The sequence below is a fragment of the Acinetobacter sp. LipI_23 genome (assembly GCF_058243045.1).
On record NZ_JBZAYJ010000001.1, the window covers coordinates 1,135,071 to 1,148,820 of the forward strand.

Annotated in this window: 10 protein-coding genes; 6 read left to right on the forward strand and 4 right to left on the reverse strand. The window is 42.8% G+C overall.

Going from position 1 to position 13,750, the window contains the following annotated elements; all coding sequences use genetic code 11:
* The first annotated feature begins 24 nt into the window (after positions 1-24).
* Positions 25-954 carry a LysR family transcriptional regulator gene (locus tag AC4CVD_RS05590; RefSeq protein WP_010326350.1) on the forward strand — a complete coding sequence of 310 codons (930 nt, stop codon included), beginning with the start codon at positions 25-27 and terminating at the stop codon, positions 952-954.
* A 209-nt stretch (positions 955-1,163) separates the two neighbouring features.
* On the opposite strand, the gene rsmI is transcribed toward AC4CVD_RS05590, so the two are convergent.
* Complete coding sequence (rsmI, locus tag AC4CVD_RS05595; RefSeq protein WP_242760290.1) at positions 1,164-2,009, reverse strand: 16S rRNA (cytidine(1402)-2'-O)-methyltransferase; 846 nt, start codon at positions 2,007-2,009, stop codon at positions 1,164-1,166.
* Between the two features lie 332 nt (positions 2,010-2,341).
* Between rsmI and AC4CVD_RS05600 the strand changes: the two genes are divergently transcribed.
* The 3 genes from AC4CVD_RS05600 to AC4CVD_RS05610 are packed head-to-tail and all read left to right on the forward strand — an operon-like array spanning position 2,342 to position 4,367.
* Positions 2,342-2,749: a YraN family protein gene (locus AC4CVD_RS05600; RefSeq protein WP_005399780.1), complete on the forward strand. Its 408-nt coding sequence runs from the start codon at positions 2,342-2,344 to the stop codon at positions 2,747-2,749.
* Positions 2,750-2,809: 60 nt separating this feature from the next.
* Entirely contained in the window at positions 2,810-3,493 is a 684-nt protein-coding gene (locus AC4CVD_RS05605; RefSeq protein ID WP_010326352.1) for a BON domain-containing protein, read from the forward strand.
* Entirely contained in the window at positions 3,483-4,367 is an 885-nt protein-coding gene (locus AC4CVD_RS05610) for an alpha/beta hydrolase (RefSeq protein ID WP_490752369.1), read from the forward strand. Before AC4CVD_RS05605 ends, AC4CVD_RS05610 begins: the two co-directional genes overlap by 11 nt.
* Positions 4,368-4,409: 42 nt before the next feature.
* On the opposite strand, the gene nudC is transcribed toward AC4CVD_RS05610, so the two are convergent.
* The 3 genes from nudC to dnaQ all read right to left on the reverse strand — a co-directional run bounded on the left by nudC (position 4,410) and on the right by dnaQ (position 8,377).
* On the reverse strand, positions 4,410-5,186 hold the full coding sequence (nudC, locus tag AC4CVD_RS05615; RefSeq protein WP_087010659.1) for an NAD(+) diphosphatase: 777 nt from the start codon (positions 5,184-5,186) through the stop codon (positions 4,410-4,412).
* Entirely contained in the window at positions 5,186-6,829 is a 1,644-nt protein-coding gene (locus AC4CVD_RS05620) for a chemotaxis protein (RefSeq protein ID WP_490752370.1), read from the reverse strand. The genes nudC and AC4CVD_RS05620 overlap by 1 nt, the downstream gene beginning before the upstream one ends.
* 126 nt (positions 6,830-6,955) lie before the next feature.
* Positions 6,956-8,377, reverse strand: a complete 1,422-nt coding sequence (gene dnaQ / locus AC4CVD_RS05625) for a DNA polymerase III subunit epsilon (RefSeq protein ID WP_279740100.1) — start codon at positions 8,375-8,377, stop codon at positions 6,956-6,958.
* Between the two features lie 209 nt (positions 8,378-8,586).
* On the opposite strand from dnaQ, the gene AC4CVD_RS05630 reads away from it, so the two are divergent.
* Positions 8,587-11,856, forward strand: coding sequence for a LysM peptidoglycan-binding domain-containing protein (locus tag AC4CVD_RS05630; RefSeq protein WP_490752372.1), 3,270 nt, complete (start codon positions 8,587-8,589; stop codon positions 11,854-11,856).
* Positions 11,857-11,891: 35 nt separating this feature from the next.
* Positions 11,892-13,733 carry an extracellular solute-binding protein gene (locus AC4CVD_RS05635; RefSeq protein ID WP_490752374.1) on the forward strand — a complete coding sequence of 614 codons (1,842 nt, stop codon included), beginning with the start codon at positions 11,892-11,894 and terminating at the stop codon, positions 13,731-13,733.
* Positions 13,734-13,750: the final 17 nt, after the last annotated feature.

The window sequence follows — 13,750 nt, forward strand, 5'->3', positions numbered from 1 at the left end:
TCTCATGAATCCAGAGAGAATTTTATGTTAGATCAACTACGGGCAATGGGTGTTTTTGCTTGTGTTGTCGAAAAGAGTTCATTTAGTGGTGCTGCGCGTGAGTTAGGCATCACTACAAGTGCTGTGAGTCAGCAAATTCGTTCTTTAGAGCAAGAGATGGAAGTTGTTCTTTTACATCGCTCAACAAGAAAGTTGAATTTAACTGAAGCAGGCCAGGCTTTTTTCCACAGCTGTCAAGAAATGCTCGCCGCTGCTGAACGTGGCAAAATACGTATTAATGAATTGCGCGATGATCTCGTGGGTGAGCTGCGAATAGCCACTACGCCAGAGTTAGGTGCCAATCATGTGATTCCTGCTTTGTCGCATTGGATGTCTGCACATCGTGGATTATCTATTCATATTGAAGCAGATAATCATTATGTGGATTTGATGAATGGGCGAATTGATATTGCCCTAAGAATGAGCCCAACGGTTGACGATCAAAGCGTACATGTCGTGCCATTGGCGCGCGTGGAACAGATTTTGGTTGCTTCACCGAGCTATTTGAATCAGTCTGCACCAATTTCACGACCTGAAGATTTGAAAAATCATGATCTTATTCCGATCACGATTATGAAGAACAATCATGATTTTGATTTTAAAAATGTGGTGACAGGTGATGCGGTTAAACTTGAGATGAAATCAAGAGTAGCCAGTAATAATATTTTAGTGACAAAGACTTTATGCCAACATGGGCATGGAGTTGCACGTATTTTATATTTGGATGTGCAAAAAGAATTGGTTAACGGTTCTTTAGTGGAAGTTCTTCCAGAGTGGAAGCTCCCTAACTTTACGCTATATGCCATCATTTCAAAGCATGAACAACAGCCGATGAAGATCCATCGTTGTCTGGATGCATTGAAACAATACTTTTGCCAACTACCCGGCGGTCGTATTTACCAAGAAGCAAGCTAATTCGATAGAGATTGTAACTGACGATCAGTCAACCCATACACATGCTTATAAATTTTAAATGACATAACTACATAATTTGAGTTAAGCGGTTCACATGGAACTGCTTAACATGGAGAGCAGCAGAGAAAGGCCAAAGCACTTACATCTGTTGCTCTTTATTTTTTTCATTCAAAAAGAATAGCAATACTTTTATTTCAAGCTATCTAAGCTTATTCAGCCTGATCTTGTGTTAATTCTAAAGCACGTTGGTAAGCAATTTTCTTTTTAATGCCGGTCAAATCAGCCGCTAACTGTGATGCAGCTTTCACTGACAAATCTTGTAAGAGACGCGTTAAAAGCTGGTCGAGTTTTTCTTGTGCCATATCTTTTTCAGTGGTTGCGCCACCAACAACCAATACAATCTCACCTTTTTGTTGATGATGATCGTTTGCAATAAATTCAACCAACTCACCTAATGTCATCTTCTTGATGGTTTCAAAGGTTTTGGTAATTTCACGGGCAAAACCGACAGGGCGGTCAGCACCAAAGACTTTAGCCATGTCACTGACACTGTCTAAAATACGATGTGGTGCTTCATAAAAAATCAGGGTTTGCGTTTCGTCTTTGAGCTTTTCCAAACTTGCCAGTCGTTGGGTTTGTTTAGAAGACAAAAAACCTTCAAAGCTGAAACGATCACTTGGTAAGCCCACTGAGCTTAAAGCTGCAATGGCAGCACATGCGCCCGGTACAGGGATTACGCGGATATTATGCTCTTGTGCCGCACGAACCAATTTAAAACCTGGATCACTGATAAGAGGCGTTCCTGCATCACTGATAAGCGCCATATCTTCACCGTTCAACAAACGCTGAATAAGGATGTCAATTTTGTTGCTTTCGTTATGCTCGTGGCATGCAGTAAGTGGAGTTTGAATATTAAAGTGTTTCAGTAATTGTGCTGAAGTTCGTGTATCCTCAGCAGCAATGATTTTGACTGATTTTAGTACATCAATTGCGCGGTAAGTCATGTCATCTAAGTGCCCAATAGGGGTTGCGACTACAAATAACTGGGCACTCATGGGTTTTCTCCGCGTTGCAAAATAATAAAATGATGGGTGAGGTTGGATGCTGTGTCGCATTCAACCGATACCGCGATAAGCATTCTACCTGAATTGTCCGTCGTGGCGTGAGCTAGAATGTTGTCGGCGATGGATTTGCAGGAGTCGGGAAGACATTCGATTGAAATCTAAACGCCAAGAAGGCTTTAAAACGTAAAATGAAATGAATTGTTTGGTTCGAGAGACTCACAGCAGTGGTTTTAAACATCAAGACGTAAAATTTTTGATCGAAATTGAGTTTTTCGAAATGTGATGATTAAAAAATAAAAAACGAAATGGGGGAAGATAAAGAGATGAAGCTGGGACAATGGGCAGAGCAACAAGCTTTGACTGTGCTAGAAGAACAGGGGTATGTTCATGTGCAGTCCAATTATCACTCGCGCTTTGGAGAAATTGATCTGATTGTACAAAAAGGGCAGGAATTGGTTTTTGTTGAGGTCAAAGCACGCTCAAAAACGCGTTTTGCGCAGGCTATTGAAACAATTTCCTATTCAAAACAACGCAAAATAGCAAAAACGGCCATGTTATTTTTACAAGATCATCCACATTTCCAGCAATATTATTGCCGCTTTGATGTGATTTGTTTTGATTTTTTTAAAGAAATTGCAAAAACCATACAGCAAGATTTTTCAAAATTCACTTATGATCAGCAATGGATAGAAAATGCTTTTACTTTTGATCAAGACTTTATTAATCTTTGAACAAAATCAAAGCTGAAATGCTGAATTAAAATAGTTTGAAAAGTTGAGGAGTCTTGCTGAGTGTTCAATCGTATTGCAATGACCGTATTATGCGTCGCAAGTTTATCTGGATGTGCAAGTTTCATTTCGGGTGGGACAGGAACAGCCGCTGTAGGAACAGAAAGCGGTGCACGTTCATTAGGGCAGGTCTTTATTGACTCTTCAATTGAGCGTACTGCAAAAATTAACTTATATAAATTGGACAGTCGTTTTAAACAGTCACGCGTCAATATCGAAAGTTTTCATGGCAATGTCTTATTAACAGGACAAGTACCCGATCAACACTTACGTCAGTTGGCTGAAGACAATGTACGTGCGATGTCGGATGTCAAAACCGTGCATAACTACATTACAGTTGGAAACCAAATTAGTTATAGCACCATCATGCAAGACACCTCAGTTACGGCAAATACACGTGGCTTGATCATGAAAGCTGCTGTTGTTTCAGATGCGAAAGTGCGTATTCACACTGAAGATGGCGTGTTATATGTGATGGGACGTTTAAATGGTGCTGAAATTACCGATTTAAACCAAGTGTTACAGCAAGTGGGGAATGTGACTAAAATTATCACACTGGTGGATAATATAGAGCAACAGACGCAAACGACCAGTGCATTTGCATCACCAATGATTAATTCAACACCGACAGAGCAAACGCCTGTTGCGATAGACCCAGACCAAGTTGAGCCAAATAATGTTCAATAAGCTTCAGCCTTTTGTTCAAAGACTGAATCGTTCGGTAGAGTATGCAAGATTACTGTATCGTGACTTTCGTATTTATGATGTCGGTAGTTATGCCCTAAACCGCTTAACACCGCGTAAGGGTTATTCGGTCCAAGAAAATGTGGCCTATGGGTTACGCGCGCGACACCGTTTAGATCTGTTTTGTACACAAACACCGCGTGAACATCGGCCTCTGATTGTATTTGTGCATGGCGGCGCGTGGATGCATGGTGATAAAAAAGATTATCATTTTATTGGCGAAGCCTTTGCCAAAGAAGGCTTTGATGTGGCGGTGATTAACTATCACTTAGCGCCTGAGCATATTTTTCCTGCCTCAATTGATGATCTTAGCTTGGCTTTAAATTATCTCAATGTACATCAGCTGAAGTATCAAATTTTGACTGAAAAAGTGGTATTGATGGGGCATTCTGCTGGTGCGTTTAATGTGATGTCTGCGCTTTATCATCCGAAACCGTATGAAATACAATGCCGTAGTCAAATTACCGCCATTATTGGTTTGGCAGGACCTTATCATTTCGACTATAAAGGCGATCCAATTTGTGCAGATGCTTTTGATCAGAACAGACCTTATCAAGAAGTGATGCCGTATTATTTCGTCGAGTCGAATACAGTTAAACATTATCTGTTGGTTGCAGAGAATGATGATGTAGTCGGGTTGAGCAATGCTGTTGATTTGGATCGTAGATTGAAAGAAAAAGGCAACTACAGTCAACTTTGGACGGTGCCGCGCATCGGCCATATTTCAATGATTGGTTCAGTATCGAGTTTATTTAGTCGTTACTTCACGACCAAGCAAAAAATTATGCAGGCGCTCGAGGATGCGCTTAAGCACTAATTGGGTTTTAAGGTGTATTTGTTGTAGAGATGGTGAGTGAGCTTACAGCCACTCACGTGTATCATCTGCGACTGTTGTGCCTTCTGTCGCATGCATGATCATGGCATGTGCAATACTGCCTTTGAACGGAATTTCAGGCAATTGATCAAACTTGAAGAATTGGGCATCGCTGATTTCTTCTTCTTGTAAGCAAAGCTCACCCGACGCGTATTCTGCTTTAAACGCAATCATTAAGTTACTTGGGAAAGGCCAAGGCTGACTCGCTAAGTATTGAACATTTTTAACTTGAATGCCTACTTCTTCCAATGTTTCGCGGCGTACAGCTTCTTCTAATGTTTCACCGACTTCAACAAAACCTGCAATCAACCCATACATATTGCTACGGGTATTCCGTGCATTTTTTGCCAACAAAATTTCATCTTCACCTCGTGTAATGACGGTGATGACACAGGGTTGTACCCGTGGATACTGATGATAACCGCAGGCAGGGCAGATCATGGCATATTCGCTGGCATGTGCTTCTGTGGCGTGGCCGCAATGACTACAAAATTTATGATTGCGACGCCATTCTAGCAGTTGAATAGCTCGGCTGGCCTGTTCGAATTGTTTGGTGCTCCAGAGTGGAAGCAACTGGCGAATTGGGATGAGTTCTAAGCCTTCAGGAATCGGCTCATTGTCTAGCAGGTCTCGGGCAATCACTTGATCACCCGAGTGAAAACTTAAATCACTTGCTAGCTTTTCTACACGAGGCAATTGAAAGTTATGGTCCACCAACAATTGCTGTTGGTGGAAAATATAAGCAAGTGAAAGTTCTGACATTAGGCAACAGTCTTTAGTTTTTGGCTACTGTTCAATGCTACATCAAACATACTGTGTAATACAGGCTGTTTGTTTTTTAAGTTATCAATCAGCATATCTGCACTTGCGAGTGCATCAAGTACATGATTCACCTGAGCAGCAGTGAGCGCAGTTTCAGCCGTGATTTGTTGTTGCACAAAATCTGCTGAAATATTCAGGGCGGTTTGACCATTTTCTGCACCTAAGAACAACATTGCGCCCGCAACTTCACGTAGTTGCGCAGGAGTATTCTCAAGAGCACTTAAATCTTGTTCTTGCTGATATTGCGCCAACGCTTGACTACTTAAGTCAATAGACGTTTTAGCCTCAGTCAATAAAGCAGCATGGGCTTCATCTAAACGGTCTAGTGAAATATTCATGTTGTTCACACGAAGCTGTAGGCGGCTTGAAGTATGGTGACGTTCTAACACTCCAATCGAGTTCATTGCCGACAAGATCACGTTCATCAACTGCTGCGCAAAACCTTCATCTTTCAGCATATCTGCTTGACTAAGTGATGCTGCTTGACGGTTTAAGTCATTATGCGCTTCATTTAAGTTCAACACTTTGAAGATGTTCGCCAAATCGATCAGTTTTGCTTGGAGCTCTTGGGTCTTTTCAGGGGTCATGTTTTGGTAGTTGTACTCAATGTCATTGCGGATTTGCGACATTTCGGTGGTTACCAAATCACTGATGGTATGCATCGTGTCGAAATCTGGGCCATACAGATGACGACTGAAAACTTGCAGCTGCGTATCTGTGAGTAAGTCATCGCCAATATTGAGTTTGCCACGGATGTGTTGGGATACTTCGTCTTCTTGGCTGATACATAAGCTGAGAATGTTGGCAAGATCGGTGAGGCTGGCTTTGAAACGTTCAGGCGCAGTAAAGAACTGTGCAATGTTACGTTCGATGCTAATCAAAGTACGTAAACGTGGTTCATTAATGAGCAATTGTTCAATTTGATTGAGTGCAACATAGACCAAGTTCCAATACTGTTTACTCGGCGTTTGTTCTGCTAGACCCGCTAAATAAGTTCCCACCAATTTCATTGCTTGTAAATCAAGTTCGCTTTCTTCTTGTTTCAACATTTGACTTAAAGACAGCTTGTACAGGCGGTGAACATATTGAGATTTTTCAAGACTTGGCGCTTGAGGGAGGTTGAAATCTGGGGTGATACAGTCTAGTAAGGACTCGATGTGCTGACCTTCTTGCGTTAAAGGCTTTGCTAATGCAATTTCAAGACGGTTTAAGGTATCGAGTAAAAACTGTGGAATTTTCACCTCTCTTAAGCAAATGAACTCAATATAGCGCTTCAGCATGGTCGTGCCTTCGCTGAGTGCAATCACATCTGGCGTATTAATCTGTGCAGGATTCCCTATGATCTTGCGCATAAGCTCTGCGGAATATTCAGCAATTTTGGCCAAGCTCGACATATCAATCAATGCAAGCACTTGAGCGCATTGCTCAAATTGGTTTAATGCATCGTCAATCCCAAAAGGTAAAGTCTGATCTTCTGCTAAGGTGCTCACAGCTGATTCAACCAGCTTAATGGAGTTATCCACTTCATTTTTTATTATCAGCAGCGCCGTTGGATCAAAATGAATAGAGGTTTGGTAAGACATTGATCTGCACCTATCCTAGTGTTTTATCGTGTTTATATGCGGCCCAAAGAAGGCATAGCAACTTGTTCATCACTATAGCCTAACTGAAAAATCTTGTAATACAAAAGTTAACAAAAACTTTAGAATTTATTTGGCAAAAAGGCAGGGTGTGCCATGTTTTTCTTGGTATTGTTTGACCCAAGTCTCATGTGCTTCAAGTTCTTCGGCTGAAGGCTGAATTACCGCCAGTTCAATATCCAGTGCTTGACGCTGACTTTGCCCATTTTGTTGTTCACTATGTGACAGGGCATCCATATCAAAGGAAACCTGACCACCTGTCATAGCCAAGTAAACGTCGGCTAGAATTTCAGCATCCAGTAAGGCCCCGTGGAAGGTACGGTCACGCTGCGGAATTTCGTAACGGCGAACTAAGGCATCGAGTGAGTTTTTTTGCCCCGGATGCTTAGATTTTGCCATCGCGAGGGTATCTGTCACCGCACAAACTTCAGAAAGCGCAACAAATCCTGCACGCTTGAACTCCATGTCTAAGAAGTTCATATCGAAGCTTGCATTATGCGCAATGATTTCCGCACCTTTGAGATAGGCAAATAAGGTGTCGGCAATCTCTTGATATAGCGGTTTATCTTTTAAAAAGTCATCAGAGATCCCGTGGACATTTTCAGAGTCGCCCACAGGTTTTTTCGGGTTGATGTAGATATGAATAGAGCTGCCTGTGAGCTTCCGGTTCACCATTTCAATCGCACCAACTTCAATAATGCGATCGCCATCTTGATAATAGAAACCGGTGGTCTCTGTATCGAGGATGAGCTGTCGAGGTCCAAAGACCTCAACTTTACGTGGAGTAATCACAATTTGTGGATGTTGTTTGAGTTGTGTTAAATCGACACTTGTTGCAACTTCAGGCGTTTGTTCAATAGAAGGCACCGTTGTATCCAGTTCTGGTTCAGCGACTAAACTTGGTTCTTGTTCTGCAACGTGTATTTCACTTTCGGTTAAATCTTCGCTGTCATCGGCTTCTTCGTCATCGAAACCCAAACCAAAAGGATCGTTTAATAACCAGTCTGGCTCAACTTTTTTTTTATCTACAGACGGTTCTATTGTCACTGTTTTAGACTGACGATGTTGAGCCTGTGTTTGATCAGCACCGAGGTTCGCCAATTGATCTGCCATTTCGTTACCTTCATGACCTGCATGGCCTTTGACCCAGTGCCAGTCGATATCACGACCTTGGCAGGCTGCATCGAGTTTTTTCCACAAATCTGGATTTTTAACATCTTTCCAGTTCTTCTTTTTCCAACCTGTAATCCACTCGGTAATGCCGCGTTTGACATAGGTTGAATCTGTCCAGACTACCAACTTCGCGTCGGTTGGGCAGAAAAGAATGCCTTCAATGGCCGCGGTCAGTTCCATACGGTTATTGGTGGTGTTGTCTTCACCGCCACACAGTTTATGTTCTTCAGTTTCTGTAATAATGTAGGCGCCCCATCCCCCAAGACCAGGGTTTCCACGACAAGCACCATCGACATACAGGGTAATTGTTTGTGACATACACAACTTCCGTAAACTGAAAATTAAAACTAAGCGGGCACCATTGTATAACGCAAATGCACTAGAGAAGTGTATAAGATGCAGCTTTTTTAATTTCTTGTAACATTTATACTGATTTCAAGTTAAATTAACGCCTTGTGTCTGCGGCGTGCTTTACTACAATGGCAGATCTAAAAAATAAATTTTATACGAGTTGTTTGGATTTTCTTATGTATAAGTCAGCTGCCATTTTTGGCCAACCGATGTTACCGACATTATTTAAAATTACAGTACTCGGTTCAGCTCTCGCGACACTTGGACTGGCTGGTTGCTCCTCGACGCAAAGTGCAACGCAAACATCTAAATCCAAACAAGTCGGATCAAACTACTTAGACGCAAATAGTCTAGATTCTTTAGAAGATTTACTTTCTGCAACCGACATGCGTGCGGTGGAAGGGGATCGCCTGTTGGTGTTAAAGCACGGTGACGTTTGGAAGCGTATGACCGTGGGCTTTAAAATGAACAGCGATCATTGGAATCCGCGTATTGATGCACAGCGCGGGTGGTTCATTTCACGTCAACCGTATTTGGATCGTTTAAGTGCACGTGCTTCACGTTATTTGTATCACACCGTTAAAGAAGCTGAGCGTCGCGGTTTACCAACAGAGCTGGCTCTACTGCCTGTGATTGAAAGTTCGTATGACCCTGCTGCAACCAGTAGTGCTGCTGCTGCGGGCTTATGGCAGTTTATTCCAAGTACGGGCCGCATTTATGGCTTAAAACAAAGTAGCCAATATGACGGACGCCGTGATGTGGTCGAGTCAACGCGTGCTGCGTATGAGTTCTTGGGCAGTTTATATAACCAGTTTGGTTCGTGGGAACTTGCGCTAGCAGCTTATAATGCAGGTCCGGGCCGTATTCAACAAGCAATTAACCGTAATAAAGCAGCGGGCTTACCAACGGATTATTGGTCGTTAAAACTGCCAGAAGAAACCATGAACTATGTGCCACGGTTCTTGGCGGTTGCGCAGATCATTAAAAATCCAAATGCCTACAACATCAATTTACCACCGATTGCCAACCGTCCACACTTTAGAGAAGTTACTGTGGGCGCGGTGAGTCTAAATGAAGTTGCGTCGATTACCGGTTTAAGTCGTGCCGAGCTGTATCAGTTAAACCCGGGACACCGCGGTGAATGGATTGATGGTGCAAGTCCAATGCGGATTTTAATTCCTGCGGATTTGAGTCCTTCTGTTGATGTACGTTTGAAGAAATTACAGGGTGGTTCTGGTGGCTTATGGGCATCTGCAAATACCAAGCTGCCTGAAAATAACCAAACGATTCAACCAAGCAAAATCGAACCGCCAACGTTGAACACCAAAGCGATCACACCGTCGAAAACTACACCACCTGTTTTAGCGACGACAACAACAAAAACCACAACAGGAAAGCCTGCCACTTCGTCTACAGTAACGTCGTCGAGCAGTACTGCTATTGCGACGCCGTCTCGTGGTTCAACGCCTAAGGGTTCTAATGCCCTGGCTGCTTTTGCTGCCAATAGTGATATTCCAAGTGCGCCGCGTATTCCAGTTGCGGTTACGCCAGCGACCCCAGTGAAACCTGTTTCCGTTGAACCACCAATTTCAGCAGCAGAGCGTGAGCAGTTAACCGCGGCAATTCAAGCCGAAGGTCAAAGCAAAACTGTCGATGAAGTTCTGAAACCAGTTGCGACGAAAGCAGAGCAAGCTGAAGTGGTAGCTGAAATTCAAGCTTTGGCCCCTCAAGGCACAGAAATTGTGGATCCTTTAGATGGTAAAATTAAGCTCACCGCAATTCAAACCAGTCAGTCTGTGGCTGAGCTGCAAGGCAAAGAGTTAACCAAAGGTTTTGCTTATCCAAAATCTGTGGCTGACAATACCCGCTTAGATTCAGATGAAGTGAAACGTAATCAAGGCAAAAACTTTGTTAAGACTGACTCTGAAATCGTAATTGTGCCGCCAAAAGGTAAACGTTCAACTTATACCGTACAACCGGGCGATACTTTGGCGCTGATTGCTGCCAAAAATGGGGTGAACTGGCGTGATGTGGCGAAGTGGAACCAAATGGATGCCAATGCCACACTTTATGTCGGTACATCGATTTATTTATATGATGCAAAACCACAAGCTGAAAAAGTCGAAGCTCGTTCTACCGTGAAAGCTGAGACTAAACCCGAGAGTTATACTGTTCGTGCCAATGATACCTTAACCGGTATCGCGGATGAGTTCGGTTTAAGCTTAAAACAGTTGGCCGACTATAACGGTTTAAGCGTGACGAGTGGTGTACGTGTGGGACAAAAGCTTTCTTTAAAAGAAACGGCTCAATCCCGTGCTAAAATCAATGATGAGAAAGCTACTAACCAAACCAAAGTAGCAACCCAGTTTTATACAGTGAAACGTGGTGAATATCTGAAACTGATTGCAGACCGCTATGCGCTGTCAAATCAAGAATTGGCAGATTTAACACCGGGTTTAAATGCGGGCAGCAACCTGTTAGTTGGACAAAAAATTAATGTGCCACTTAATGATGTTAAAAGCTTAGCGACAAGTAGTGCTAAAATGCCTTCAGTTAAAGCTGAGCCGCAGTTCAAAGTTGAAAGCTATAAAGTACAACGTGGTGATACATTGTATAGCATTGCATCACAGTCGAAGATGAGCCTGTCGGAGCTGGTTGATCTCAACAATCTTTCAAGCAATAGCGGCTTGCAAGTGGGTCAAAGTATTAAGATCCCTGCGGGTTCAACCGTGCCAGATACTTACACCGTTCAGTCGGGGGACTCATTAACTGCAATTGCTTCGAAATATAATTTGGGTATGGATTATATTGCTGACCTCAACAATATGAGTCGTACAGCGGGCTTACGTGCGGGTCAAAAGCTCAAATTAACGGGTGAAGTGCCTGCTGTTGAAACGCCGAAAACAGTCGAAAAACAAACTACTGCAAGTAATAACTCAACGGATATTCACGTTGTGAAATCGGGTGAAACCCTAAATAGCATTGCGCGTAAATATCACTTGCAACTGAACTATTTGGCTGAATTGAACAACCTGAGCCGTACTGCGAATGTTCGTGTGGGTCAGCGTTTGAAAATTGAAGGTGATGTTGATTCAACTCCAATCAAAACAGAAACAGTGGCAGCAAAACCACAAGCAACTTCAGGTCGGGCAACTGAAGCTTATAAAGTGAAGTCAGGCGAGTCGTTAAACTCAATTGCAAGCCGTGCTGGGATGTCAGTGTCAGAGCTTGCTGCTTTAAATAACCTCAGTGCACGTGCGGGCTTACAAGTTGGGCAGACCATTCAAATCCCAAAACTGATTACGCAGTACACAGTGAAACGTGGTGATACCCTAATTGGACTGGCAAGTCGTTATGGTATGGACACCTCGCAATTGGCTGAGCTCAATGATATAAAACCGAATACGCAGTTGCGCATTGGCGATGTAATTAAGGTGCCGAACTAATATTGAGTTGAAATGCAATTTCAGAGAAAGCCCCGATGAAGGTTAGAACAACACTCTTGCTGTTCAGCCTTGTAACGATACCTTTAAAGGCATGGTCTGCAGTGCAGACCATGCCTTTTATTGCACCTTATGGTACGCCTAAATACAGCCAATTGGATCATCTGCCTTATGCCAATGTGCAGGCGCCAAAGGGTGGCGAATTAACACGTGCAGTCATTGGGAGTTTTGATAACTTAAACAGCATGAATGGTCGCGGTACTGCGGTTGAGGGAACCAATTATTTATTTGACTCACTTATGAGTAGTTCTTTGGATGAGCCTGCGGTGATGTATCCATTGCTGGCAGAAAAGGTCAGCTATGACCCGAAAAACTTTAACGCGATCATTTTTCATTTAAACCCAAAAGCACGCTTCAGTGATGGCAGTATTGTTACCGCAGCCGATGTAAAGTTCAGTTTTGATATCTTTCAAAGCAAGTCCAATTTCGGCTTACAGATGTATTTGTCGGATTTAGCCAAGACCGAAGTATTGTCCAAATACAGCGTCAAAATGCATTTTAAAACACGAAATAATGTGGAAATGCCTTTGATTGTGGCCAGAATGCCAATTTATTCCAAAAAAGACTGGCAAGGCAAAGATTTCAGTCAAACTTCGGTCAAACCGATTTTAGGTTCAGGCCCTTACCTCTTAGAGAAAATCAATGCAGGGCAGCGGGTTGTTTATAAGCGTAATCCAAAGTATTGGGCCAGAGATTTAAAGGTCAACCAAGGACGCTATAATTTTAACCGCGTGGGTTATGTGTATTACCGCAGCAAAGATATTGCTTTTACTGCGTTTAAGGCGGGTTTATATACCTTGCATGAGGAAGAGTCTGCACGACAATGGGTGACAGCCTATAACTTTCCCGCAGCGAAACAAGGTCTCGTTAAAAAATATCGCTTTAAGCATTTCAATCCAATTCCAACGCAAAGTTTTGTATTTAATACCCGTCGTCAGCCTTTTCAAGATATTTATTTTCGCCAAGCTTTAACCTATGCCTACGACTTCGAGTGGCAAAACAAGGCGATGTTCTATGGGCAATATCAACGCTTGCAAAGTTATTTTTCTAACAGCGAACTAGAGGCGAAGGGTCTACCTTCGGCTGCTGAAATCAAAATCTTAAAGCCTTATTTGGCAAAATTGCATCCCGTGCAGCGAGATGGTGTTTTAAAAAATTGGCGTTATTCAGCTTCAGATGGATCGGGCTATAATCGAAATAATTTACTCATCGCACGACAGATTTTATTAAAAAATAGCTATACATATAATGCAAAAGGTCAACTGTTAGATCGGAAAAATAAGCCGATTCAGTTTGAGTTTCTGATTCAGCCGAGTGATGCTGTACGTGAAATTACGCCTTTTGTTCGCCATCTAAAGCGCCTAGGAATACAGCTGAACATTCGACAGGTTGATACACCGCAGTACTATGAGCGTATGCGGACTCAAGATTTTGATATGACCCTACAAACGATGCCACAGTCTTTGACACCGGGCAAAGAACAGGTGCAACTGTGGGGCAGTGCTTCAGCCCATCAGGTGGGAAATTATAATTATTCGGGTATTCAAAATCCGGTGATCGATCAGATGATCCAACAGTTGATTCAAGCGCCTGATCGTAAGCAAGTGGTGGTGCAAACGCGTATTTTAGATCGCTTGTTGCGTGCAGGTTATTATCAAATACCGACCTATGGTAAAGCGGATCAATGGTATGCCTATTGGAACATGTATCAAAAACCGGCACGGAGTCCACAGTTGCATGTCGGTTTGGATTATTGGTGGAGTGATGCCAAACAGGCGAAAAAGGTGAGTCAGTACTTAGGTCAGGCAGCCAAGCCATAAGCTGGCATAGGGGGTGA

Excerpts from the sequence above, each read along its gene's own strand:
- AC4CVD_RS05590 (WP_010326350.1), top strand. The coding sequence starts at position 25 with ATGTTAGATCAACTACGGGCAATGGGTGTTTTTGCTTGTGTTGTCGAA.
- rsmI (WP_242760290.1), bottom strand. The coding sequence starts at position 2,009 with ATGAGTGCCCAGTTATTTGTAGTCGCAACCCCTATTGGGCACTTAGAT.
- AC4CVD_RS05600 (WP_005399780.1), top strand. The coding sequence starts at position 2,342 with ATGAAGCTGGGACAATGGGCAGAGCAACAAGCTTTGACTGTGCTAGAA.
- AC4CVD_RS05610 (WP_490752369.1), top strand. The coding sequence starts at position 3,483 with ATGTTCAATAAGCTTCAGCCTTTTGTTCAAAGACTGAATCGTTCGGTA.
- nudC (WP_087010659.1), bottom strand. The coding sequence starts at position 5,186 with ATGTCAGAACTTTCACTTGCTTATATTTTCCACCAACAGCAATTGTTG.
- AC4CVD_RS05620 (WP_490752370.1), bottom strand. The coding sequence starts at position 6,829 with ATGTCTTACCAAACCTCTATTCATTTTGATCCAACGGCGCTGCTGATA.
- dnaQ (WP_279740100.1), bottom strand. The coding sequence starts at position 8,377 with ATGTCACAAACAATTACCCTGTATGTCGATGGTGCTTGTCGTGGAAAC.
- AC4CVD_RS05630 (WP_490752372.1), top strand. The coding sequence starts at position 8,587 with ATGTATAAGTCAGCTGCCATTTTTGGCCAACCGATGTTACCGACATTA.
- AC4CVD_RS05635 (WP_490752374.1), top strand. The coding sequence starts at position 11,892 with ATGAAGGTTAGAACAACACTCTTGCTGTTCAGCCTTGTAACGATACCT.